Raw genomic sequence first — 21,787 nt, 5'->3', positions numbered from 1 at the left:
CCGGGCGTTCTGACGGTGTCTCTGCATCCACGAAAGCACGAGACGGAGCCGTTCGTCCCGGGACTTGCGGCATTCGTGTGCATCGTGAAAGTCACTCAGAATCACCTCTCAGCGACGGACCGCCTCGATCGCGGCGTCCAGCCCGTCGAACTGCTGCGACAGCGAACCCTGCATCGGATTCGGGACATCACGGGGCGCTTCCGACTTGCCGGAACTGAGCACGACACCCGCCGTGACCAGCACGACCGCGGCGGCCACCCCGGCGATCAGCGCTCGCGGCGGCGTGTGTCCGGCCGTCCGCAGCGGCGGCGCGGACCGGACGGGCAGCGTCGGTGCCGGCGCCGGCCGCACCTGGGCCGGGATGCTCGGCCGCGCGGCGACGATCGGTGACGTCGGCTCCCCGCCCGCGAGCAGGGCGAGCGCCTCGACGGCCGACGCCGGTCGCCGCGCCGGGTCGTCCTGCGTGAGCCGGGCGATCAGCGCCTGCACCGGCGGCGAGACGTCCTCGCCCGCGCACTCGGCGAGCAGCACCCCGCACGAGTACAGGTCGCTGCGAACGTCCGCGGGGCCGCCGGCGAGGACCTCGGGCGCCAGGTAGCGCTGCGTGCCGATCAGTTCGCCCGTGCCGGTGACCCGCGTGCCGTCCGCGAGCTGCGCGACGCCGAAGTCGGTGAGCCGCACCCGGCCGTCGGTGCCGAGCAGCACGTTGGCCGGCTTGAGGTCGCGGTGCAGCACCCCCGCGTCGTGCAGGTGCGTCAGCGTCCCGAGCAGGTCGCGCGCGAGCGCGGTGAGATCCCAGCGGTCCAGCCCGCAGGTCTCGATGCGGTCGGCCAGCGTCCCGCCGGGGACGTACTCCATCGCGAGATAGGGCCGCTCGGGCCCGCCCTCGACGAAGGCGTCGAGGATCCGGACCGCACCCGGGTGGTCGAGCGAGGCCGCGAGCTTCGCCTCCCGCGCGAACCGCGCGACGAACGCGGGGTCGAGCGCGAGCGAGTCCGAGAGGATCTTCAGCGCCACCTCGCGGCCCGTGCGCGTGTCGTCGGCGACCCACACCGAGGCCATCCCGCCGGTGCCGAGCAGGCGCAGCAACAGGTACCGGCCGTCGCGGCCGAACCGCTGGCCGGCGACGACGTGCACGTATCCCGCGGTCAGCGGTTCCGTTCCGGCGGTCATGCGCGCCCCCGATCGTCGCGGCGGTCGTCCCGGTCGCGGTCGTGGTCCCGCCACCCCTCGCGGGCTTCTTCGTCCATCCGTTGCTCGATGCGCTTGCGCAGCAGCGTCCAGAACGAGGACAGCTCGTCCCGGTCCGGAGTCCGGGCGACGGTCTGCTTCCGCTTCGGCTGCGGCTTCGCCACGACCTTCGGCTTCGGGGTCGGCTCGGGTGTCGGCGGGCGGACCTCGGCGGAGATCTGCTCCGCGACGGAGTCCGCGTGGGCGAGCAGCGTCACGGCCTGGTCGGGCGTGAGCTGCCCGCTCTCGAGCAGGCTCGCGACGTCGGCCCGGAACTGCGCCAGCGCGGTGCGCGCCGCGTCGGGGTTGTCGAGCACCGCGGCCGCGCGCATCGCGGCCACCCGGCCGTGCAGGCCGGTGGCGTCGGCGGCGGCCAGCCCCGTGGTGCCACCGGAACAGCCCGCGAGCCCCAACGGCACGGCCAGCGCCACGCCGGCCGCGACCCCGCGCCAAGAACGTACGGACACAGTCTTCCCCCCAAACGAGCGCATGCGCCCCCCTCTCGCGCCCCCCGGCGCCGCCCTCCCCAGGACGTTCCGACGGGATACCCACTCGGTCGGCGGCCGAATCATCGGGTTTGTCCACAGGGCGAAAGCTCGCCGGGCGCGGTGTCGGTTCGCACGCCTAGGGTGGGCCGCATGTGCCGCAACATCCGGACCCTGCACAACTTCGCGCCGCCCGCGACGCAGGACGAGATCGCCGCCGCCGCGCTGCAGTACGTGCGCAAGATCAGCGGGACGACCAAGCCGTCCGCCGCCAACGCCGCTGCCTTCGAGCGTGCGGTCGCCGCGGTGACGGCCGCCTCGGCCCAGCTGCTCGACGAGCTCGTCACCTCCGCGCCACCGAAGGACCGCGAGGTCGAGGCGGCCAAGGCCAAGGCGCGCGCCGCGGTGCGGTACGGCAACGCGTGAGTCCCTCCGCCGACAGGTCCGCCGGCGACCGGGCGCTGACGCAGGTCCTGACCTCTCTCGCCGGGCCGGACGCCCGCCCGCGCGCGGACCAGATCGAGGCCGTCGACGCGCTGCTCACCGGACGCCGGGTCCTGTTGGTGCAGGCGACCGGCTGGGGCAAGTCCGCGGTCTACTGGGCGGCGGCGTCCGCCCTGCGCGCCGCCGGCCGCGGCCCGACGCTCGTCATCTCGCCGCTGCTCGCGCTGATGCGGGATCAGGTCGCCGCCGCCGAACGGGCCGGGCTGCGCGCGGCCACCGTCAACTCGGCGAACGTCGACGACTGGCAGGCGATCTTCGACGACCTCGCCGCCGACCGCGTCGACGTCCTGCTCGTCTCGCCGGAGCGCCTGGCCAACCCGAAGTTCGCCGACCGCGCGCTCCCGTTGCTCGCCGGAGCCGGCCTGCTCGTCATCGACGAGGCCCACTGCATCTCCGACTGGGGCTTCGACTTCCGGCCCGACTACCAGCGCCTGACCCGCCTGCTTGCGCGCCTGACCGAGGGTGCGCCGGTGCTCGCGACGACCGCCACGGCCAACGGCCGCGTGACCGAGGACGTCGCCGCCCAGCTCGGCCCCACGACCCTCGTGCTGCGTGGTCCGCTCGCCCGGGCCACCCTCAAGCTCTCGGTGGTCCCCGGCCTCGGCGGCGTGCAGCGGTTCGCGTGGGTCGCCGACGCCCTCGCGACACTCCCCGGGTCGGGGATCGTCTACGGCCTGACGGTCGACGCCACCACCTCGCTCGCGGAGTTCCTCCGCAGCCAGGGCCACCACGTCGCCGCGTACACCGGCGCGACGCCGCCGGAGGACCGCGCCCGCATCGAGGCCGCCCTGCGCGCCAACGAGCTCAAGGCCGTGGTGGCCACCTCCGCCCTCGGCATGGGCTACGACAAGCCCGACCTCGGCTTCTGCGTCCACGTCGGGTCGCCGGACTCGCCGGTCGCGTACTACCAGCAGGTCGGCCGGGCGGGCCGCGCCCTGCCGCCGGAGCTCGCCGCGCAGGGGGCCGTCGGCGTCCTGCTGCCGGCGGCGGAGTCGGACCCGCGGATCTGGGACTACTTCGCCACCGCCACGATCCCCGACCCGCAGGCCGCGCGACAGGTCCTCGGACTGCTCGACGCGCTCGCCGAGGCGCAGGGCCCCGACGCGACGATGTCGGTGCCCGCGATCGAGGCCGAGACCGGGCTGCGCCGCGGCCGCCTCGAGGCGCTGCTGAAGACGTTGCACGTCGACGGCGCGGTCGAGCGCAAGGGCTCCGGCTGGTGCTCGACCGGCACGGGCTGGACCTACGACGCCGCGAAGTACGACCGCATCGTCGAGGCCCGGCGCGCGGAGGCCGACCTGATGCGGACCTACGCCGTCGGCCGGCGCTGCCTGATGGAGGTCCTCACCGAGGCCCTCGACGACCCGGCGGCCGGGCCGTGCGGGCGGTGCTCGGTCTGCACCGGCGAGCTCCCCGCCCCCGGCGCGGAGCCCTCCCCGGCGGCGCTGGCCGCCGCCACCCGGCACCTGCGGGGACGGCACCACGTGCTCGAGCCGCGCAAGATCTGGCCCTCCGGCGTCGCGCGCAAGGGCCGCCTCGCCGGGGTGGAGCCCGGCCGCGCGGTCGCCTTCGCCGACGACCCGGCGTGGCTGGAGCTGATCGCCGAGCTCGCCGGCCCCGACGCCGACCCGTCCGAGGAACTGCGCACGGCGTTGGTCGACGTCCTCAAGGCCTGGGCGAAGGACTGGGCCGAGCGTCCGGTCGCGGTCGTCCCGGTCCCGAGCCGGCGCCGGCCGCGCCGCGTCGCGGGGATGGCGGCGCACATCGCCTCGGTCGGGCGGCTGCCCCTGCTCGATGTGCTGACCGTCAGCGGTCCGGCGCCCGAGGCGGACGTCGCCTCCGCGGCCCGGGTGTCCGGCCTGCTCGCCGGGCTCGCGGTCTCCCCCGACGCGCCGGCGCTGCCGGACGGGCCGCTGCTGCTCGTCGACGACGTCAGCCGCACCGGCTGGACCCTCACCGTCGCGGCCGCGCTCCTGCGCGACGCGGGAGCGGGCCCCGTCCTCCCGCTGGTCGGTCATCGGTTGCCGTGATCGCCGCCTGACCGCGGGACTCGAAAAGCGGAAGGATGACCGCATGGCGTTCGAGATCCGCGCACTCGGCGAGCAGGACGACGCAGCGGCCTGGCAGCTCTCGCGGTTGGCCTTCGGCGGGCCGGTGGAGCGGCCGGCGTCCCGGCGACCCACCCCGGCCCCGGGGGCGCACGCGCTCGGCGCCTTCGCCGACGGGCGGCTGATCGGCAAGGCCGTCGGGCTGGAGCACTCGTACTTCTACGGTGGCCACGCCGTGCCCGCCGTCGGCATCGCGGGAGTGGCGATCGCGCCCGAGTTCCGCGGCGGCGGTGTGCTGCGCGAGCTGCTGGGCCCGGTGCTGGCGCAGGCCCGCGAGCGCGGTGCGGCGATCTCCGCGCTGTTCCCGACGACGGCGGTCCCCTACCGGCGGCTCGGGTGGGAGCTCACGGGCGTCCTGCGCTGGACGGCGGTCCCGACCGTGGCCCTGGCCGGCGAGCGCCGGCCCGCGAATGTGACGGTGCGTCCGGCGGAGGAGGGTGACGTCCCCGCGATCCTCGGCGCGTACTGCGCCTGGGCCGCGGACGGCGCGGGGATGCTCGCGCGCACCGGACCGCTGTTCGACCACGCCCCGGGCGCGGTGCTGTCGGGCCACGACGGATTCACCGTCGCGGAGGGCCCGGCCGGGGTCGAGGGCTACGCGAGCTGGGACCGCGAGGGCGGCTACGACTCCGCCGGCGTCCTCGCGGTGCCGGACCTCGTCGCCCACACCCCACGGGCGCTCACCGCGCTGCTCGCGATGCTGGGGACGTGGCGGAGCGTCGCGCCGACCCTGCACCTGCGGCTGCGCGCCGACGACCCGGCGTGGCTCGTGACCGGCCTCGCCGGGGCGCGCACGCACTCCGAGCAGCCGTGGATGCTGCGCCTGGTCGACGCCCGCGCCGCGGTCGAGACTCGCGGCTGGCCGCACGCCCTCGCCGGATCGGTCGACCTCGACCTCGCCGACGAGCTGTGCCCGTGGAACGCCGGGCCGCACCGCCTCACGCTCGACGGCGGCCGCGGGACGCTCACCCCCGGCGGCGACGGCACCGTGCACCTCGGGCCGGGCGGCCTCGCCGCGATCTACGCCGGCGCCCGCACCCCGACCGTGCTGCGCCGGGCGCACCTGCTCTCCGGCGGCGACGAGCGCACCGACGCGTTCCTCACCGCCGCGACCGCGGGTCCGGTGCCCTCGCTGCTCGACTACTTCTGAGCTGCTGAGGACCTGTCAGTACAGGAGCAGGCGCGGGACCACGACGCTCTCGAGGTGGTCCCAGCCCGCGATGCCGACGCGGCCGGTCTCCCAGTCGGCGAGCGGGACGTCGACGACCGCCCCGGCCGCCGGGTCGTAGACCACGACGGCCTCGTTGCGCGCGGAGATCGCGAGCACCACGTGCCGGTCGACGTGCCGCCCGACGTAGACCGGCACCGGGACACCGGCGGTCACGCCGCGCAGGACGGCGTCGAGGCACCGGCGCAGGTGGACGGGGTCGCTGCTGTCGACCGGGACCCAGCCGTAATGAGCCCCTGTCAGATTCGGGAAACGGTTGAGGAACGCGGCCAGGGCCCAGGGCGGGGAACCGAGTGCGCGCGGCCACGGCACCGGGCCGAGGGCCTTGCGCGTGAGCGCCTCGTGCACCGCGTGCTGCTGGCTGCGGAACCGCTGCTCGAACGGCAGTCCGTCGCCCGAACGCTCCGGCTGCAGGTGCTCGCCGCTCGTCAGCCACAGCGCGTACGCCGGGTCGAGCAGCACGCGGGTCAGGATCGCGCAGGTCGGGCCGCAGGTGGTCGGGCTCAGCTGGCGCAACCGCAGCGGGGCCCCGTCGTCGTCGACGAACGTCGCCGGACCCGCCAGACCGCTGAGCACGCCGAGGTGCCGGTGCAGCCACTTCGCGTCCTTGGCGTGGGGCGCCACCGCGGCCGCGAGCTGCTCGACGGCGCGCGGTCCCTGGCCGGTCGCGAGCATCGCGACGAGGTACGTGCTCAGCGCGAGCGAGGCACCGCTGAGCGCCTTGACCACGGTCTCGCGGCCCTCGACCCCGGCGGTGGTGAGCCGGTCGGCGGCGAGCACGAGGCGGTAGTGGGTGAGGATCGGACGCCCGTCGCCGCGGCGCACCTCCTCCACGGCCGCGAGCCCGGCCGGTCCGAGCAGTGCGCCGAGCTGTTCGCGGGCCCGGCCCAACGCGACATCGGAGACGACCGGCGCGGGCGGGGCCTCCGGGTCGAGCACACCGAGAGCGGCGTCGAGCGGCCCGGCCCCGGCGGCGGGTCCCCGCCGCAGGCCGGACTTCACGCGGTGCACCACGGTCCACAGCTCCGGCATCTCGACAGCCTGTCATTTCGCTGAGAGAGGTCCAAACGACCGCCCGCAGACGTGGCCTTTCAGTTCGGCAGCAGGACGCCGGGATTGAGCGTGCCGGTCGGATCGAACGCCGCTTTCACCGCGCGCCACAGCGCGATCTCCTCGGCGGAGCGCACCAACGGCAGCCACCGCTGCTTCGCGCGCCCGATCCCGTGCTCGGCGCTGATCGACCCACCGGCCGCCGCGACCAGCCGCAACACCGCGTCGTCCGCCTCCTCGTCGGCCGGGTCCAGGCCCGTGATGTTCAGGTGCAGGTTTCCCTCCCCGACGTGGCCGAAGATCCACGCCCGGGCGTCGGGGCGGCTGCGGGCGAGCTCGGCGGTGACGTCCTCGACGAAACGCGTGAGGACGGGCAGCGGCAGCGCGACGTCGAGCTTGTGGGGGATCCCGACGCGGCCGACCGACTCGGTGTGCAGCTCCCGGTAGGCCCACAGCCGCCGGGCGTCCGCGGCGTCGACCCCGGCCGCCGCGTCCGCGACGCCGGGCACGCGCTCGACCAGGTCACCGAGCAGCCCGCCCGCGTCGACGGCCGCGGTCACCTCGACGAGCAGCAGCACCGGCGGCTGCGACGCGAACGGCGGCGACATCCCGTGCTGTTCGCAGACGAGCTCGACCCCGGAGGCGAACATCAGCTCGAGCACCTCGACGGCGGGCTCGCGGCGCAGGATCGCCGCCGCGGCCACCGCCGCGGACAGGTCGGCGAAGCCGAGCAGCGCGGTGGCCCGGTCGGCGGGGTCCGGGAGCAGCCGCAGTCGGGCCGCGGTCACGACCGCGAGCGTCCCCTCGCTGCCGCAGATCCAGCGAGGCAGGTCGTAGCCACTGTTGTCGCGGGTCAGCCCGCCCCGCCGGGAGAGCACCGCGCCCGTCGTCAGCACCGCCTCGACGTCGATCAGCTGGGCGCGAGTGTCCCCGAGCCGGACGGCCCGCAGCCCGGCGGCGTTGGTCGCGATCGTGCCGCCGATCGTCGCGGTGTCCCGGCTCGCGAGGTCGACGCCGTAGCGCAGCCCCGCAGCGCGGGCGGCGGCCTGCACCGCCCCGACGGTGGCACCCGCGCCGGCCACGACCGAGCCGGCGACCTCGTCGACCTCGACCGAGTTCAGGCGGCGCAGATCGAGCACGACCGCGCCCTCCGGGACCCCGCCCCCGACCAGTCCGGTGTTACCGCCCTGGGGCACCACACTCACGTCGGCGTCGACGCAAATGTGCAGGACCTCTCGAATTTCCGCGACGTTGTGCGGCGCGACAACAAAAGGCGCGGAACCGGTCCATCGACCCGTCCAATCGGTGACATGTGACGACAAATACCCCTCGTGCACATGAGAGGGACCTACCGCCGCTTTCAGGGCATCCGCTAAACCGTCCACGCTCGGCACCTGCCGCTACCTCCCTGATCCAAAAGGGATACCCGACACCAATTTCCCCCCTTACGGAGGACTCCCTGGGGAAGGGAATCGGCGTTAGGTTGGGCCTTCCAGGTCGCAAATGGGAGCGACGCTGGAGCAGAGGGACGAAGGGTGCACGTGATGCTCGCAAGTTTGCGCACGGTGTGTGCCACCACAGCGGTCGCTCTGGTGGCGGCGGTCGCTCCCCTGGGCACCGCCACCGCCGTCGAGACGGCCCCGGCGGCCGAGACGAAAGCCGTCGCCAAGAAGAACCACGCTCCGCTGATCACCTTCACGATCTCGGAGGACCGCACGGTGGTCGAGGGCGCGCTGACGCAGCCCGCGGGTCCGCTCCACCTGCGCGTGCTGGCCGAGGACGAGGACCACCTTCTCTCCCTGTTCCAGTTCAAGCCCGGCTACACCGTGAAGCAGATGCGCGCCGACACGCGCGCGCTGGGCCGGATGTACCGCGAGGGCGGCGCGGAGAACGCGAAGGCCGTCAAGCGGATGCAGCGCAACACCATCACCTACGGCGGGGCGAACGCCAGCATGGGCTCGATGGCCACCGCCATCGTCAACCTCAAGCCCGGCAACTACTTCATCAGCGACAACGTCGGCCCGCCCGGAGGCCACCTCTACAAGCTGAAGATCGTCCCGGGCAAGAATCCCGCGGCGCTGCCGGACGGCGTCCCGGTCATCAAGATGACCGGCGACAACGAGTACAAGGGCGCGAGCCGACTGCCGGCAACCGGCACCGTCGAGATCGTCAACGCGATACGCAAGGGCCACGAGTGGCTGCAGGCCGCGTTCCTCGAGGTCCAGCCGGGCACGACCGAGGAGCAGGTCGCGAACCTGTTCCGGGGCACCGGCGACGGCGGGTTCGTCCTGTCCGGCTACGCGGGCGGCGACACGCTCTCGCCCGGCAACCGGCAGTTCCTGAAGTACTCGGTGGAGCCCGGTACGTACGCGCTGATCTGCTTCTTCCCGGACCCGAACAATCCCGGGTCGACGTACGTCGCCGACGGCATGGTCCGCATCATCTCGATGGACTGACCGCACCGGCACCCCGAACCCTCCGACACCACTCGACGAAGGCCGCGGCGCACGCCGCGGCCTTCGTTGTCGTCCGGGCCAGGGTCCCGACCGGCGGGCGGCGTACCGTGGGAGCGAGATGACCGATCCCGAGCGCCCCGTGATCCCCGACCGCAGCGAGGACGACTCCGACCGCGGCTGGGGCGACGACCGTCCCGGCGACTCCGACACCGACGCCCACGAGGAGTGGCTGCGCCGCCAGCGGCCGCCGCACCACGGGGGCTGAGCGCCCTCGACGGCCCGACGGTCGGCCGGTCGCCTAGGTGCGCAGGATCGCCTCGACCAGGTCGACGAGGGCGTCGTCCCCGGCGCCGAGCAGGCCCGCGAGGGCGTGGAAGTCGTGCCAGAGGCCGGGGTAGTCGCGGTGGTCGACGTTCACCCCGGCCGCGCGCGCCCGCTCGACGAGCTCGAACCCGTCGGCGCGCAGGATGTCGTCGCCGGCGGTGTGCACCACGAGCGGCGGCAGACCGGCAAGGTCCGCGTGCAGCGGGGACGCGCGCCAGTCGTCGCTGGCCCCGCCGACGTAGTCGCGGGCGAACCCGAGCACGGCGGCGCGGCTGAGCAGCGGGTCCGGGTCGTCGCCCGAGCGCCAGGACGCATCGGCGGTGAGGTCCACCCACGGGCAGATGAGCGCGGCGCAGCGCGGCCGCTCCCCCTCGTCCCGCAGGCGCATCGCCAGCGCGAGCGCCATGCCGGCCCCGGCCGAGTCGCCGCCGAGGATGATCCGGTCGGCCGGCGTCCCGCCCGCGCGCAGCGCGCGGTAGGCGGCGACCCCGTCGTCGAAGGCGGCCGGGAACGGGTGCTCGGGCGCGAGGCGGTAGTCCAGGCCGATCACCGGCAGGCCGGTGCCGACCGCGAGCCGGACGAAGCCGGGACGGTGCGAGGTCGGCGACCCCACCACGTACCCGCCACCGTGGAAGTAGAGGACGGCGCCGGCCTCCCGCGGCTTGGGATCTCCGGGCGGGTCGACGCGCAGTGCGGGGACGCCGCCGATGCGACCCCACGTCGCGCGCGTCCCGCCCGGGCGCGGCATCGAGCCGGCGACGAGGTCGAGCGCGGCCCGGCGCACCGGTCGAGGCAACCGGGGGGCGACGCTGAGTTCACGGACGAGGGGCAGTGTGGCCCGGACCACCGGGATGGGGAGACGTAGCACGCCTCGACCCTAGGGAACCCGAGCGGTAGGGTCGAGACGCGCGAGGGCCCGGGGAAGCCGGTGAAAGTCCGGCACGGTCGCGCCACTGTGTGCTCCGAGCGATCGGGGCGAGTCAGGACACCGGCCCTCACGACGCCGCCCCAAGCAGTGGGACGCACGATCCCCGAGGAGCCGACATGAGCAGCACGACCCCGAACGCGCACACCCACGAGACCGCGACGCCGCTGGTCCTCCCGACCTCGGCCGCGATGACGTGGCTCCTCGGGACGACCGTCGTCGCGATGATCGTCTACTACTTCATCGGTGTGGAGCAGGGCGCGACCGCCGTCTTCAGCGGTGCGCAGGTCCACGAGCTCATCCACGACGCGCGCCACTTCCTCGGCTTCCCCTGCCACTGACCCGTCGGGTCTGACCTGAGGGGACACCCGTGGAGAAGAAACTCATCTTCAGCGGGCTGCTCGCCGGTGCCGTCGGTGGCCTGGCGGCGTGGATCTTCGCGCTGATCTTCGCCGAGCCGCTGATCGACCGTGCGATCGCCTACGAGGACGGCCTGGCCGCCGCGCAGGAGGCGCTCGACCGCGCCGCCGGCTTCGAGGTCGTCGCCGACGACGGCGGTGACGTCGTCAGCCGGGGCATGCAGTCCACGCTCGGTCTCGGCATCGGGCTCGTGGCCTTCGGCCTCGCGCTCGGTGCGCTGTACGCGGTGACCTACACCGTCTGCCTCGGCCGCACCGGCCGGATCCGGGCCCGGCAGCTCGCGCTGCTCGTGGCCGCGGCCGGGTTCGTGACGGTGTCGCTGATCCCGTTCATCCGGTACCCGGCGAACCCGCCGGCCGCCAGCAACGACGACACGATCGACGACCGCGCCGGCCTGTTCCTGCTGACGCTGATTCTCGGCGTGCTCGCCGCGGTGATCGCGACCGCGGTCGGGCAGCGGTTGCAGCCGCGGTTCGGGACGTGGAACGCCGCGCTGCTCGCCGGCGCCGGGTTCGTCGCGGTCATCACGGTCGCCCTCCTGCTGCTCCCGCCGCTGGGACACCTCGACGCGAACGAGCTGGCCGACGGCGGGCAGCGGGCGACCGAGACCCCGCGGGCGCTGCGCGACCCGGACGGCAACATCGTGTTCCCGGGCTTCCCGGCCGACGTGCTCGCGGAGTTCCGCGTGTACGCGATCGCCGCGCAGGCTCTGCTCTGGGGCGTGATCGGCGTCGTGTTCGCGCCGCTCGCCGACCGGCTGCTCCGCTCCGGTCAGCGTCCCGAGGTCGCTCCGCCCCCGCGGGAGTCCGTCGGGGTCTGACGCCCCAGCAGAACACAGTCGCCGCAGTACCCGCCGCCGGGCACCTGGTAGTAGAGGCAGCAGGTACTGCGGCGAAATGCTGGTCCGGTGAAGGTGCCGGCGCCGTCCAGCGGCGCCTGCGCGACCAGGCGGTTGCCGACCGCGAGCGCGACCGCGCCGTGCTGGGGTGACGCGGCGGTGAGCATCTTGACCGCACCCGCCGCCGCGGACGCCACGTTCCCCCACAGCAACCGCGACGAGACGCCCCCGGCCGCCGCGATCGCGGTGGTCAGGGCGGCCACCGGACCGGCCGCCCACTGGGCGGACAGGGCGTCGGCGACCGCGACCGGGTCGTCGCCCGCGACCTCGGTGCCGCCGGGGTGGGGCAGCGTGAGCGGGACGGGGCCGAGCACGTCCCGCCACCACAGGCCGCGCAGGTCAGGGACGACGCCCCGCAACAGCGCGGCCCCGAGAACCGGCGAGATCAGTCGCGACGCCAGGCCGAGGTGAGCGAGGGACGCCGCCGCCCGCGGCGGCACCTCCTCGAGCGGGAGACCACCGCGCTCGGCGATGCCGGTGCGGATCGCGGCGATCCGGGCGCGCGTGACGTCGTGGTCGTCGGTCAGGTCGGAGAACGGCCGCCAGGTCGGGGCGCCGTCGGCGGACGTCGCCGGCGGGAGGTCGGTGTCGAGGGCGAAGAACGGTCCGAGTTCCGAGGCGGCGGCGAGCGCGTCGAGGACCCGCACGTCAGCGGCCAAGCAGACCCCGCACGTAGGCCGCCTGCCCGGCGTGCTGGAGACAGTCGTCCGCGACGCTGACCAGCCGGACCCCGAGGGTGACCGGCGGGTCGTAGGAGGTGTCGACGACGCGGTCGAGGTCGGCTCCGGTCAGCGAGCCGAGGTACTCGGCGGTCCGTGCGTCGACGGCGTCGAGGTAAGGGATCAGGTCGGCCGGACTCTGCGGCCGCACCGCCGCGACCTGCTCGGAGGTGTGGCCGTAGCCGATGTCGTCGGGATCGGCGTCCAGGCCCAGTCGGGCGGCGTGATCCCCGTCAATCCAGACCTGCGAGTTTCCCGAGACCTCGCCCACCTGATGGTCCAGCACTCGAGTGAGATGCCACACCAGCCAACCGATGTGATTGGCCGTCGGGGCAGGGCGCGCATTCAGCGCATCGGCGTCCAGACCGTCGACCGCATCCCGCGCCAACGGGGCGATCCGGCCGTACAACTCACGCAACAGGTCGGAGATCTCCATACCCCGATCCTTCCCACCTTCTCGTGGCGCATCGTCCACAGGCCGTTGATCAGTCGTCAGATCTTGTTGTTACGATGCCCTCGTGGCTAAATCTGACGCTCCGAAAGTCAAGCTCCGCACCGTCGACAAGCGCGTCGCCGGGCGTCGAGCGACCGAGACCCGGGACCGCATCCTCGAGGCACTGAGCACCCTGCTCGGTTCGATGTCGTACCGCAACGTGCGGGTCACCGACGTCGTGCGCGAGGTCGGCACGTCGCCAGCGACGTTCTACCAGTACTTCGCCGACGTCGAGACCGCCGTGCTGGCGCTCGCTCAGGACACGGCGAAGGAGTCCGCCGGCCTGAAGACCGCAGGCGCCGGTGCGCGCAACGCGGGTGCCGCGGTGGACCAGGTGATCGCCGCCGTCGCCGCGTACGTGAAGAAGAACGAGGCGCTGCTGCGGGTCATCGACACCGCGGCCGCCGAGGGTGACAAGCGCTTCGCGAAGGTTCGCCAGACCGTGGTGGGCAACGCTGCCGCCGGTCTCGCCGTCGTCGGCGGCAAGACCAAGGAGGTCGCGGGCAACGCCGACGTCCTCGCCACGCTGCTGCTGGCCGGACCGTCCGACGCTGCTGCTGCCCGCCGCCTCGTGCACTGGGGCCTGACCGGGCGCAAGCCGACGGGTTGATCCCGACCGATCGGCCGCTCGGGTACTGGATCAAGCACCTCGACAACCTGCTCGAGGAGTCGCTCGACCGCGTACTCGCCCGCAGCGGCATGCGACGGCGCCACTGGCAGGTGCTCAACGTCCTGCGTGAGGGGCCGCGGAACCGGGCGCAGATCGCCGAGGCGATGCTGGCGTTCTGGCTCCCGGCCTCCGTCACGCAGACCGATGTCGTCGACGATCTCGTCCGGCGTGGCTGGGCCGAGATCGACGGCGACGTCTACGCCCTCACCCCCGACGGTGAGGAGGCGTACTCCCGGGTGTCCCTCGACGTCGCCACGCTGCGGGCGCAGGTGACGCAGGGCTTCTCCGCGGACGAGTACGCGGCGGTCGTTTCCGCGCTGGCGCGGATGGCCGAGAACCTCGAAGGTTCAGAGCAGGGGCGGTAGCGGCAGGTCGGGGTCGAGTTCGACCCCGACACTGGCCAGCGCGGTCGAGATCATCGCCCAGGTCCACGCGGACAGGTGCTCGACGATCACGTCGGCGTCCTCGGCACCGTCGGCGCTGCCCTCCGGGCCGCCCTGCTCCGTCCACCGTTCACTGACCGACTCGACCATGCCCACGACCGCGTAGGCGATGGTCTCGGTCGTCTGGTTCTCGACGCCCACCAGCGAGAGGTAGGCGCCGAACAACCGCGTGAGGTGGTCGGCCACCGCCCGGCGCACCCCCGCGTAGCCGTCGAGCGCGCCGTCGTCGTCGTCCGGCCGCGCGTGCCGGCGCAGGTAGGCGTAGAGGTTGCGGTTCTCGGCGAGCCAGCCGACGTGCGCGGCGATCGCGCCGCGGATCATCTGCCGGGCCGAACCCTCGGGGCGCCAGAGCGGCTCGAGTTCGGCGACGATCATGCCCGCGACGCGAGCGGAGATCGCGCGTTCGAGGTCCGCGCGGTCGGTGAAGTGCCGGTAGACGCGCGTGCGCGCGACGCCGGCCTCGGCGGCGAAGTCCTCCAGCGACGCGCTCGGGCCCTGCTGCGCAATGACGCGGAGCGCCGAGTCGACGAACTCGGCCTGCCGGCGCTCGCGCTGCCCGGCCCACCGGGCGGCCTGGCCGGACAGGGGCTCGGGGCTCGTCACGAGAACAGCCTAGCCAATGACTGGTACGTGGCGTACCGTGTACCGGGTAAGAGTGGTACTCGATGTACCACCTCGACTGGGAGGGCCGAATGACCCCGCCGCTTCACCCGCTGTCCGGCACCGAGCTCGAGACCCGGCGCGAGCACGTCGCCGGCCGGCTGCTCGAGTCCTCGGCCCGGCACTCCTTCGACCCCGTCACCGAGGTCGGCTGGGACGCCCCGCTCGTCGACGACCTGCCGTACATGCCGTTCGAGCGGATGTCCCTCTACGGAACCGAGCTGTGGGAGGGCCTGACCCACTCCCAGCGCGTCGAGCTCTCGAAGCACGAGTTCGCGTCGGGGATGCAGGTCGGGCTGTGGTTCGAGCTCATCCTCATGCAGCTGCTCGCCCGCTACGCCTACGACCTGGACCCGCGCAGCCGACACGCGCAGTACGCGCTCACCGAACTCGGCGACGAGACCCGGCACTCGATCATGTTCGCTCGCGCCGCGGACAAGCTCGGCGTCCCGCACTACAAGCCGGCCCGCCTCACGCACGAGCTCTCGCGGCTGGCGAAGGCGACGATGGGCGGCCCGTCGATGTTCGGCGCCGTGCTGGTCGCCGAGGAGACGACCGACCGCATGCAGCGGGCGATGATGGACGACGAGAACATCCAGCCGCTGATGCGTCAGGTGAACCGGATCCACGTGATCGAGGAAGCTCGCCACGTGCGGTTCGCGCGCGACGAGGTCGTGCACCGCATGGCGGGGATGAACCCGGTGAGCCGCGAGTTCCACCGGCACGTCTGCGCCGTCATCTCCTACATGATCATCGACTCGATGATCGACCCGCGCGTGTACGCCTCCGTTGGCATCGCGCCGCGCGAGGGCCGCGCGGCCGCGCTGGCCAACCCGCACTACCAGGACACACGGCGCTGGATGGCGGAGAAGATCACCGCCTTCCTCCGCGAGAACGGCCTGATCGGTGGCCCGTCGACGGCGATCTGGAAGCGCGCGTACCTGATCTGACATCTGACCGGCGGCGCGTGCAAGACTGCGCGCCGTGGAGACGCTGGCCCCCGTACGACTGCAGCGGCTGGCCAGCTTCCTGCCGTGGGCGCTGGTGTCGCTGATCCTGCTGTGGGGCGGTCAGCTCGGCTCCGATCCGTCGGACAAGGTGATCGGCTACGGCGGCGCCGCGGTCCTCGCGGTCGTGTCCTACCGGGCGGCGCGCATGCGGCTGATGCTCGGCGACGAGGTCGTGGTCGTCGGATGGTTCCGCACCCGTCGCGTGCCGTGGTCCGAGGTGGAGAAGTTCGTCGTCACCGAACGCGGCCTGGCGATGCGGATGCGCGGAGGCCTGGAGGAGCAGATTCCCGCGTTCCCGATGGGCGGCTGGTTGTTCCGGTCGATGCGGGACTCGATGCGGGCGGATCTCGAGCGCGTCTGCGCGAAGGCGGAGCAGGCCCGGCGCGGGCGGCGCGGCCGTAAGTAAGGCGCACGCCGGGTCTGTGTGATCTTGGTGCGGCCGCCGGAATGGGGCCGGTCAAGTCCTGATCTGTCCGAGTTTCTGACGGTCTGACCAGCGGTAACGTCAGTCGGGCAGTTCCTGCCGACCCTTGTCGGATCGCCTGACAGGCCGTCCGGACCCGTCTTACCCTCGGCTCGGGGGGAGTTGTCATGCGCCGTTCGTGGCTTGCCGCGGCTTCGGTCGCGTTGTTGGCATGCCTGGGCGCGTGTTCCTCCGACGGCGACTCCGCATCCGTCGAGGCCGCGTCCGTCGAGCCCACGCCCACGCCGGTGCCGACCCCGTTCGACCCCTACGGCTGGGCCGACGTCGAGTACGAGGACTACCTCGAGGCCGCGCAGGAACTGGGTCTGCGTCCGGACGTCCTCGTGCCACAGGCCGGCTTCAGCTCCGGACTGAGCGCGCTCTGCCGCAGCTCCGCCGAAGAGCTCGCCGAACTGCGCACCTCGCACGCCGCGTACACCGAGGACTCGGAGACCTACTCGACCGCCAAGTACCTCACCGACGAGGTCGGCCTCCGGCTCGGACTCGCGTGCCCCCAGCGCATGGGCGACTGGACCGAGGCGTCGATGGAGCACGAGACGGGTCCGTCGGATTCCGACGCGGAGAACAGCGCCGTCACCGACGAGGACCTCGCGCGCGCCGCCGAGGAGGAGGCCCAGGGCGACGGTCACTCCTACGGCTCCCACGACTCCGATGACTCCGATGACTCCGGCCACTCCGACGAAGAGTCCCCGTCGGCCGAGCTGACGACGCCTCAGGCCACCCAGGCGCCGGAGTAGATCACCAGATTGGTGATGCCGCCGATGCGGGTCAGTTCCCCCTGGGGGTTGGTGGGGTCGAACCAGGCGAGCTGACTACCTGCGGCGTCACCGGTACGACGGACCAGCAGGCGACTCGCGTCCGGGTTCCACGCGATCGGTTGCGAGAGTCCGAGCTGCAGCTGCTTGCCCGCGACCGGGTCGAGCAGGATGACCGCGGCGGACGGGTCGTCACCCTTCTTGCGTTCGACGTTGTTCATGGCGACCGCGATGTAGCGCGATGAGCCCCACAGGAGCTCTCCGATGTCCCCTTCGATCGAGGTCTCGCGCGTGGCCCCGTCGGCGGCGCGAATGACGACGGACTCCCGGCCGTTCTTACGGGAGCGCACGAGCGCGACCTGGCCCTCGGGACCGGGCGCGGAGCTGATCAGGTTGTCCCGGATCTGGAACAGCGTCGACTTCGCCCGTTCCGTCTCGTCGAACAGGAGCGTGCGGTTCACCTGCACGTCCTCCTCCGGCACAAGGACGTCGTCGAACATCAGCGTGTGGTTGTCGACGAACGACGGGTTGTAGGCGAAGGGCCGGCCCAACCCGGGGATCTCGGTGAGCTCCCCGGCGGCGGTGACGAACGCGAGTTGGTCGACGGCGCCGTCGGCGGCGGCGACCACGACGCGGCCGTCCTGGGCGTCGACGGTCGAGATCCGCTTGTCGTGCGTGATGCGGACGGCCGTCAGCGGGTCGAGCGTGATGCCGTACAGGTCGGCGGCGAGCGCGTCGTTGGACTCGCTCGCCACGACGACGAGGTCGAAGCTGCTCAGGGGCCGGGGGCTCGCGCCGGTGGCCGAGTCCGCGGCGGAGGCCCCGTCGTCGCCGCACCCGGCCAGCCCCAGGAGCAGGGTGGCCGCGCAGAGGGCGGCAACGACCGAACGGAGGGGGCGCATGCCGTCATCGTGACCGGACCTCGTTACGCCTGTGTGTCCGCCGTGTCAGCCGGGGCCGTCGGCGCCGATCAGTAGGAAGAGGCCTCCACCACACGGAACGTCGAGGCGCCCAGGGCGGCGGCCGTCGCACCGGTGTGGTGCGAGAAGAGCGTGACGACCGTCGACTGATTCGGAGTCAGCGCCGTGGTGAACACGGCGTCGAGGGTCACCCGCCGGCCGGCCTCGTCGAGGGCCTCCACCGTGACGTTGTAGGACAGCGTCCGGTCCGAGGTGTTGGTCAACGTGACCGGCAACCCGCCGGCGGCGTACGTGCCGAGGCCGACGCCGAGGTCCTGGGCGAGTACCTGGGCGGTCGCGGCCCCGTTCGCCTTGGCGATCCGGCCGGCCGCGTCTCCGTTCCCGCCGAGGGAGACCGCGGCCAGGAGGCCGGCCACTGCGAGGACCACGGCGGCGCCGATGCCGAGGCTGAGCTTGAGGCGCGATGCTGAGGCGACCGGCGCGGACGCGACCGGGACGGACGCGAGGCGCTGAGCGCTCGGCGGTGCACCGAGGACGCGCTCGAGCGTCTCGTCCGGACTCGGTGCGGCCTGGCCGGGGACGCCCATCAGCAGTGTGAGGTCCACGGACTCCAACGGATCGATCTGACGCTCGTACGGACTCACAATCCCCCCCGAGATCGTGTCCAGGACGCCGCGGACACCCCGGCGGCGTTGTGACGGACCGGGACGCTGCCACGGGTCGGTAGGGCGCACCAGGCGCGATGGTGCGAGTGGGTGAGTCCGTCTCCGGCCGTGGTGTGACAAATGCCGACGAAGTCGCCGGGCGGCGCGACGACCGCGGACCCGACCTACAGTGGGCTTGTGGGGGCCGTGTTCGAGGAGATCGACGAGACGCTCGCGGGGTGGATCGCCGAGCAGCCGATGTTCTTCGTGGCGACGGCGCCATTGGCCGGCGACGCCCTGGTGAACGTCTCGCCGCGCGGGCACGACACGTTCTCGGTCCTCGGACCGCACCGCGTCGGCTGGGTCGACTACACCGGCAGCGGGGTCGAGACCATCGCGCACCTGCGTGAGAACGGCCGCATCTGCGTCATGTTCTGCGCGTTCGGCGCGAGCCCCCGGGTGGTGCGTCTGCACGGCCGCGGGTCGGTCCACCTGCCCGGCACCGCGGAGTTCGACGAGGTCGCCAAGCGGCACCCGTCCCACCCCGGAACCCGCGCCGTGATCACCGTCGACGTGCAGCGAATCAGCGACGCCTGCGGCTTCGGGGTCCCGATGATGGACGTCCTCGCGGAGCGCACCACGCTCCGGGTCCTCGGCGATCGCGCCGCCCCCGGCCAGATGGCCGAGTACCGCGCGAAGGCCAACGCCCGGAGCATCGACGGCCTCCCCGGCATGCCTGACGTCGTCTGACGTCCCGTCAGATCGACCGGTTCGACGCCGGCCTCAGGTGAGCCGCCGGTACCGGCGATAGCCGAAGAACGCGGCCGCGGCGGCGAGGATCAGCCCGATCCCCCCGAGCCCCGGGGAGTCGTCCGCCTCCCCCGCGACGACCAGGAACGCTCCGAGGACGATCAGCAGAACCGGGAGCACCAGCACCCGAACACGTGGCGACATATATCGAGGTTCGCTCGGAACCTATCGATTGTCAATCGGTTTCTCTCGAAATCGGCGGAGGGCCAGGGATTCGAACCCTGGAGGACGATCACTCGCCCTAGCGGTTTTCAAGACCGCCGCACTAGGCCACTATGCGAGCCCTCCTCGGCCGCCGAACCCGACGGCCGCATCGATCCTGCCACGTCGGGGAGGGCTGCCGATCCCGCCGGGAGGCCGGGCATCTCGACGTCGACAGCGACCGGGTCGGCGGTGAGGTCGACGATTAGGGCGGTCGGGGTGCGACCGGTGTCGGAGACGACGGCGTAGTAGCGACCGGCCGCCGGGTGGAGGGCGAACCGTCCGTCGGCATCGGCGCGGGCCCGGGTCACCTCGCGGCCGTCGGGGCCGAGGAGGGTGAGGACGGCGCCGGGGACCGGGAGGCCGCCGCGGCGGACCGAGCCGGTGAGGGCGACGGGTGAGAGGACGGTGTTCTCGACCGCCTCGGCGAGGGCGGGTTCGACGATCGGCGGGACGGCGACCGGGACCTCGGCGGGTTCGCGGCCCGGGCGGGGGATCGCGAGGACGCAGAGCAGGGCGAGGCCGAGGGCAGCGGCGAGGAGGACGAACGTCAGGGTGTAGCCGGCCTCCCGCGGGAAGCCGGTGTTCGCGACGACGTATCCGGTCAGCACCGCGGCGGCGACCTGACCGCCGATCGCTCCGCCGACCGTGCGCATGATTGCGTTCATGCCGGTGGCGACGCCGGTCTGGGTCGGCTCCACGGCCTCGATGATCAGGTTCGGCATCGCGGAGAACGCGAAGCCGGTGCCGAGGCCGGAGACGAAGCTGACCGCGTAGATCATCCACGGGTCGGAGTGCCACACGGCCAGGAAGATGAACGACACCAGCACCAGAACGGTGCCGAGCAGCAGGGCGAACCGCGACCCGTGACGAGCCGTCAGGCGCCCCGTCAGCGGGCCCGCGATGAGCATGGCGCACGCGTTCGGCAGCAGGAACATGCCCGCCTCGGTGACGCTCGAACCGAAGCCGTACCCGGCCTCCGACGGCGTCTGGACGAACTTCGGGAACAGGATGAACGAGCTGTACATCCCGAACCCGATCAGCACGGCCGCCAGGTTCGTCGTGAACACCGGCCGGCGGCTCATCATCCGCATGTCGACCAACGGCTCCGGGTGCCGCTGCTCGTACGCGACCCAGAACACCAGCAGCAGCGCGGCGGCCGTGAACAACCCGATGACCCGCGAGTCGAGCCAGCCCCACGAGTTGCCCTCGCTGACGCCGATCAGCAGCGCGACCATGCCGCCCGAGAGCAGCGCGGCTCCGCCCCAGTCGATCTTCGCCGGCGCCGTCACCGGCGACTCCGGGATGTACAGGGCCGTGAGGACGACGGTGAAGCTGGTGAACGCCAGCCCGATCCAGAAGACCCACTCGTAGCCGAGGTTGTCGACGATGACGCCGGAGAACACGACCCCGGTGGCACCGCCGATGCCGATCATCGCGCTGACCAGGCCGATGCCGCCGGCGACCTTCTCGCGCGGGAACTCGTCGCGGACGATGCCGAACGCCAACGGGAAGATCGCCCCCGCCGCGCCCTGGATGACCCGGCCGGCGATCAGCACCTCGATCGACGTCGAGAGGGCACTCACCAACGACCCGAGGCCGAACATCGCCAGCGTCGCGACGAGCATCTTCTTCTTGCCGAACATGTCGCCGAGTCGGCCGATGATCGGCGTCGACACCGACGCGGAGAGCAGGAACGCGGTCAGGACGTAGGTGACCGCGGTGGTCGAGACGTCGAGATCCTCCTGGATCGCCGGCAGGGCCGGCGCGACCAGCGTCTGCTGCAGGCCGTAGGCCATCGACGAGAAGACCAGGATCGCCAGGGTGAGTCGGTAGTGCTGGCGGACCGGAGCGTGCGTGTCGGTCACAGAGCGTCCAGCGCCTCGGCGAGACGGGGCAACAGGTGCTGCAACTGCGCCCGCTCCTCGGGCCTGAGCGAGGAGTACACCGCGGCCCGCCGGGCCTCGACCTGCGAACGCTTGGCCTCGAGCACCTCACGGCCGCTCGCGGTCAGCGTCACGCACACGCGGCGCTGGCCACGGGCCGACGCCTCGCGCGTGACGATGCCGTCGCGCTCGAGCCCCGCGAGCATGCGGGTGACGGTCGGCGCGCTCGCCCCGACCTCCTCGGCCAGCTCGCGCAGCCCGGCGTCGGGGCAGCGCTGCACGGCGCACAGCAACCGGAACTGCGAGATCGTCAGGCCGTCCTCGCGGGCGGCACGACCGCGGACCCGGCGCATGGCCGCGAAGAACTCGTCCCACGCGGTCCAGAACTCGACGGGCTCACCGGAAGCGGGGCGCGCGTCGGGCTGCGACCCGGTGACCGGAGCGTTCGCACTCGGCATCTCGGT

26 protein-coding genes, 1 tRNA gene and 1 riboswitch are annotated in these 21,787 nt (G+C 72.9%); of the genes, 13 read left to right on the top strand and 14 right to left on the bottom strand.

The annotated features are described in order from the left end of the window. Window positions 1-108 precede the first annotated feature (108 nt). Window positions 109-1,173: a serine/threonine-protein kinase gene (locus tag SPOPO_RS28680; RefSeq protein WP_019874546.1), complete on the bottom strand. Its 1,065-nt coding sequence runs from the start codon at window positions 1,171-1,173 to the stop codon at window positions 109-111. Then, complete coding sequence (locus SPOPO_RS0109490; protein ID WP_156869739.1) at window positions 1,170-1,697, bottom strand: hypothetical protein; 528 nt, start codon at window positions 1,695-1,697, stop codon at window positions 1,170-1,172. Before SPOPO_RS0109490 ends, SPOPO_RS28680 begins: the two co-directional genes overlap by 4 nt. 171 nt (window positions 1,698-1,868) lie before the next feature. Here SPOPO_RS0109490 and SPOPO_RS0109485 point away from each other — a divergent pair, with 171 nt between their 5' ends. From SPOPO_RS0109485 to SPOPO_RS0109475, 3 genes are read left to right on the top strand one after another with little or no spacing between them, the layout of a single operon-like run. Beyond that, window positions 1,869-2,141 (top strand): DUF2277 domain-containing protein, encoded by a 273-nt coding sequence (locus tag SPOPO_RS0109485; protein ID WP_019874544.1) that lies wholly within the window; start codon window positions 1,869-1,871, stop codon window positions 2,139-2,141. Then, the gene (locus SPOPO_RS0109480; protein WP_019874543.1) at window positions 2,138-4,249 is read left to right on the top strand and encodes a RecQ family ATP-dependent DNA helicase; all 2,112 of its coding nucleotides are present in this window, start codon (window positions 2,138-2,140) and stop codon (window positions 4,247-4,249) included. The genes SPOPO_RS0109485 and SPOPO_RS0109480 overlap by 4 nt, the downstream gene beginning before the upstream one ends. A gap of 43 nt (window positions 4,250-4,292) precedes the next feature. Beyond that, window positions 4,293-5,477 carry a GNAT family N-acetyltransferase gene (locus SPOPO_RS0109475; protein ID WP_019874542.1) on the top strand — a complete coding sequence of 395 codons (1,185 nt, stop codon included), beginning with the start codon at window positions 4,293-4,295 and terminating at the stop codon, window positions 5,475-5,477. Between the two features lie 15 nt (window positions 5,478-5,492). On the opposite strand, the gene SPOPO_RS0109470 is transcribed toward SPOPO_RS0109475, so the two are convergent. Both SPOPO_RS0109470 and SPOPO_RS0109465 read right to left on the bottom strand, forming a co-directional pair. Further along, window positions 5,493-6,587 carry a hypothetical protein gene (locus SPOPO_RS0109470; protein ID WP_019874541.1) on the bottom strand — a complete coding sequence of 365 codons (1,095 nt, stop codon included), beginning with the start codon at window positions 6,585-6,587 and terminating at the stop codon, window positions 5,493-5,495. A 59-nt stretch (window positions 6,588-6,646) separates the two neighbouring features. Further along, window positions 6,647-7,942 carry an FAD-binding oxidoreductase gene (locus tag SPOPO_RS0109465; RefSeq protein ID WP_245541704.1) on the bottom strand — a complete coding sequence of 432 codons (1,296 nt, stop codon included), beginning with the start codon at window positions 7,940-7,942 and terminating at the stop codon, window positions 6,647-6,649. 207 nt (window positions 7,943-8,149) lie between these two features. Between SPOPO_RS0109465 and SPOPO_RS0109460 the strand changes: the two genes are divergently transcribed. After that, window positions 8,150-9,061, top strand: coding sequence for a hypothetical protein (locus SPOPO_RS0109460; protein ID WP_245541703.1), 912 nt, complete (start codon window positions 8,150-8,152; stop codon window positions 9,059-9,061). 118 nt (window positions 9,062-9,179) lie between these two features. Further along, window positions 9,180-9,326, top strand: coding sequence for a hypothetical protein (locus SPOPO_RS34780; RefSeq protein WP_019874538.1), 147 nt, complete (start codon window positions 9,180-9,182; stop codon window positions 9,324-9,326). A 33-nt stretch (window positions 9,327-9,359) separates the two neighbouring features. Here SPOPO_RS34780 and SPOPO_RS28675 read toward each other — a convergent pair whose 3' ends face one another. Continuing rightward, window positions 9,360-10,253 carry an alpha/beta hydrolase gene (locus SPOPO_RS28675; protein WP_156869737.1) on the bottom strand — a complete coding sequence of 298 codons (894 nt, stop codon included), beginning with the start codon at window positions 10,251-10,253 and terminating at the stop codon, window positions 9,360-9,362. 51 nt (window positions 10,254-10,304) lie between these two features. After that, window positions 10,305-10,375: riboswitch (cobalamin riboswitch) on the top strand. Window positions 10,376-10,429: 54 nt separating this feature from the next. Between SPOPO_RS28675 and SPOPO_RS0109445 the strand changes: the two genes are divergently transcribed. Then, window positions 10,430-10,651 carry a CbtB domain-containing protein gene (locus tag SPOPO_RS0109445; protein ID WP_019874536.1) on the top strand — a complete coding sequence of 74 codons (222 nt, stop codon included), beginning with the start codon at window positions 10,430-10,432 and terminating at the stop codon, window positions 10,649-10,651. Window positions 10,652-10,680: 29 nt separating this feature from the next. Then, window positions 10,681-11,550 (top strand): CbtA family protein, encoded by an 870-nt coding sequence (locus SPOPO_RS0109440; protein WP_019874535.1) that lies wholly within the window; start codon window positions 10,681-10,683, stop codon window positions 11,548-11,550. Here SPOPO_RS0109440 and SPOPO_RS28670 read toward each other — a convergent pair. Beyond that, complete coding sequence (locus SPOPO_RS28670; protein ID WP_019874534.1) at window positions 11,502-12,287, bottom strand: (2Fe-2S)-binding protein; 786 nt, start codon at window positions 12,285-12,287, stop codon at window positions 11,502-11,504. The two genes, SPOPO_RS0109440 and SPOPO_RS28670, sit on opposite strands and share 49 nt — an antisense overlap. After that, window positions 12,277-12,783, bottom strand: coding sequence for a mycothiol transferase (locus SPOPO_RS0109430; RefSeq protein ID WP_019874533.1), 507 nt, complete (start codon window positions 12,781-12,783; stop codon window positions 12,277-12,279). Before SPOPO_RS0109430 ends, SPOPO_RS28670 begins: the two co-directional genes overlap by 11 nt. 82 nt (window positions 12,784-12,865) lie before the next feature. On the opposite strand from SPOPO_RS0109430, the gene SPOPO_RS28665 reads away from it, so the two are divergent. Then, complete coding sequence (locus SPOPO_RS28665; RefSeq protein WP_019874532.1) at window positions 12,866-13,450, top strand: TetR/AcrR family transcriptional regulator; 585 nt, start codon at window positions 12,866-12,868, stop codon at window positions 13,448-13,450. Continuing rightward, entirely contained in the window at window positions 13,447-13,875 is a 429-nt protein-coding gene (locus tag SPOPO_RS0109420) for a MarR family winged helix-turn-helix transcriptional regulator (protein ID WP_019874531.1), read from the top strand. Before SPOPO_RS28665 ends, SPOPO_RS0109420 begins: the two co-directional genes overlap by 4 nt. Here SPOPO_RS0109420 and SPOPO_RS0109415 read toward each other — a convergent pair. Next, window positions 13,858-14,556 (bottom strand): TetR/AcrR family transcriptional regulator, encoded by a 699-nt coding sequence (locus tag SPOPO_RS0109415; RefSeq protein ID WP_019874530.1) that lies wholly within the window; start codon window positions 14,554-14,556, stop codon window positions 13,858-13,860. The genes SPOPO_RS0109420 and SPOPO_RS0109415 overlap by 18 nt on opposite strands. 89 nt (window positions 14,557-14,645) lie before the next feature. Here SPOPO_RS0109415 and SPOPO_RS0109410 point away from each other — a divergent pair, with 89 nt between their 5' ends. From SPOPO_RS0109410 to SPOPO_RS0109400, 3 genes are all read left to right on the top strand, one after another. Then, entirely contained in the window at window positions 14,646-15,563 is a 918-nt protein-coding gene (locus SPOPO_RS0109410; protein WP_033386113.1) for an AurF N-oxygenase family protein, read from the top strand. Between the two features lie 34 nt (window positions 15,564-15,597). Beyond that, complete coding sequence (locus tag SPOPO_RS0109405) at window positions 15,598-16,029, top strand: PH domain-containing protein (protein WP_019874528.1); 432 nt, start codon at window positions 15,598-15,600, stop codon at window positions 16,027-16,029. 185 nt (window positions 16,030-16,214) lie between these two features. Then, window positions 16,215-16,844, top strand: coding sequence for a hypothetical protein (locus SPOPO_RS0109400; RefSeq protein WP_019874527.1), 630 nt, complete (start codon window positions 16,215-16,217; stop codon window positions 16,842-16,844). Here SPOPO_RS0109400 and SPOPO_RS0109395 read toward each other — a convergent pair. Continuing rightward, window positions 16,820-17,764 carry a hypothetical protein gene (locus SPOPO_RS0109395; RefSeq protein WP_019874526.1) on the bottom strand — a complete coding sequence of 315 codons (945 nt, stop codon included), beginning with the start codon at window positions 17,762-17,764 and terminating at the stop codon, window positions 16,820-16,822. The two genes, SPOPO_RS0109400 and SPOPO_RS0109395, sit on opposite strands and share 25 nt — an antisense overlap. A gap of 68 nt (window positions 17,765-17,832) precedes the next feature. Continuing rightward, window positions 17,833-18,426: a hypothetical protein gene (locus SPOPO_RS0109390; protein ID WP_019874525.1), complete on the bottom strand. Its 594-nt coding sequence runs from the start codon at window positions 18,424-18,426 to the stop codon at window positions 17,833-17,835. Between the two features lie 141 nt (window positions 18,427-18,567). On the opposite strand from SPOPO_RS0109390, the gene SPOPO_RS0109385 reads away from it, so the two are divergent. Continuing rightward, window positions 18,568-19,176, top strand: a complete 609-nt coding sequence (locus SPOPO_RS0109385; protein ID WP_019874524.1) for a pyridoxamine 5'-phosphate oxidase family protein — start codon at window positions 18,568-18,570, stop codon at window positions 19,174-19,176. A gap of 33 nt (window positions 19,177-19,209) precedes the next feature. On the opposite strand, the gene SPOPO_RS34315 is transcribed toward SPOPO_RS0109385, so the two are convergent. The 4 genes from SPOPO_RS34315 to SPOPO_RS32605 form a co-directional block, all read right to left on the bottom strand. Continuing rightward, entirely contained in the window at window positions 19,210-19,380 is a 171-nt protein-coding gene (locus SPOPO_RS34315; protein WP_156869735.1) for a hypothetical protein, read from the bottom strand. Between the two features lie 55 nt (window positions 19,381-19,435). After that, window positions 19,436-19,524, bottom strand: a tRNA-Ser gene (locus SPOPO_RS0109375). Further along, window positions 19,488-21,305 carry an MFS transporter gene (locus SPOPO_RS32610; protein WP_245541702.1) on the bottom strand — a complete coding sequence of 606 codons (1,818 nt, stop codon included), beginning with the start codon at window positions 21,303-21,305 and terminating at the stop codon, window positions 19,488-19,490. Before SPOPO_RS32610 ends, SPOPO_RS0109375 begins: the two co-directional genes overlap by 37 nt. Then, entirely contained in the window at window positions 21,302-21,781 is a 480-nt protein-coding gene (locus SPOPO_RS32605) for a MarR family winged helix-turn-helix transcriptional regulator (protein ID WP_019874522.1), read from the bottom strand. Before SPOPO_RS32605 ends, SPOPO_RS32610 begins: the two co-directional genes overlap by 4 nt. Between the last annotated feature and the right edge of the window lie 6 nt (window positions 21,782-21,787).

The sequence above is a fragment of the Sporichthya polymorpha DSM 43042 genome (assembly GCF_000384115.1).
Classification (GTDB): domain Bacteria; phylum Actinomycetota; class Actinomycetes; order Sporichthyales; family Sporichthyaceae; genus Sporichthya; species Sporichthya polymorpha.
Note: the sequence above shows the minus strand (reverse complement) of the source record. Positions and strands in the feature narration are given on the sequence as shown.

Excerpts from the sequence above, each read along its gene's own strand:
- SPOPO_RS32605 (WP_019874522.1), bottom strand. The coding sequence starts at position 21,781 with ATGCCGAGTGCGAACGCTCCGGTCACCGGGTCGCAGCCCGACGCGCGC.
- SPOPO_RS0109430 (WP_019874533.1), bottom strand. The coding sequence starts at position 12,783 with ATGGAGATCTCCGACCTGTTGCGTGAGTTGTACGGCCGGATCGCCCCG.
- SPOPO_RS0109385 (WP_019874524.1), top strand. The coding sequence starts at position 18,568 with ATGCCGACGAAGTCGCCGGGCGGCGCGACGACCGCGGACCCGACCTAC.
- SPOPO_RS0109395 (WP_019874526.1), bottom strand. The coding sequence starts at position 17,764 with ATGCGCCCCCTCCGTTCGGTCGTTGCCGCCCTCTGCGCGGCCACCCTG.
- SPOPO_RS34315 (WP_156869735.1), bottom strand. The coding sequence starts at position 19,380 with ATGTCGCCACGTGTTCGGGTGCTGGTGCTCCCGGTTCTGCTGATCGTC.
- SPOPO_RS0109485 (WP_019874544.1), top strand. The coding sequence starts at position 1,869 with ATGTGCCGCAACATCCGGACCCTGCACAACTTCGCGCCGCCCGCGACG.
- SPOPO_RS34780 (WP_019874538.1), top strand. The coding sequence starts at position 9,180 with ATGACCGATCCCGAGCGCCCCGTGATCCCCGACCGCAGCGAGGACGAC.
- SPOPO_RS0109445 (WP_019874536.1), top strand. The coding sequence starts at position 10,430 with ATGAGCAGCACGACCCCGAACGCGCACACCCACGAGACCGCGACGCCG.
- SPOPO_RS0109400 (WP_019874527.1), top strand. The coding sequence starts at position 16,215 with ATGCGCCGTTCGTGGCTTGCCGCGGCTTCGGTCGCGTTGTTGGCATGC.
- SPOPO_RS0109470 (WP_019874541.1), bottom strand. The coding sequence starts at position 6,587 with ATGCCGGAGCTGTGGACCGTGGTGCACCGCGTGAAGTCCGGCCTGCGG.
- SPOPO_RS0109460 (WP_245541703.1), top strand. The coding sequence starts at position 8,150 with ATGCTCGCAAGTTTGCGCACGGTGTGTGCCACCACAGCGGTCGCTCTG.
- SPOPO_RS0109410 (WP_033386113.1), top strand. The coding sequence starts at position 14,646 with ATGACCCCGCCGCTTCACCCGCTGTCCGGCACCGAGCTCGAGACCCGG.
- SPOPO_RS0109475 (WP_019874542.1), top strand. The coding sequence starts at position 4,293 with ATGGCGTTCGAGATCCGCGCACTCGGCGAGCAGGACGACGCAGCGGCC.
- SPOPO_RS28680 (WP_019874546.1), bottom strand. The coding sequence starts at position 1,173 with ATGACCGCCGGAACGGAACCGCTGACCGCGGGATACGTGCACGTCGTC.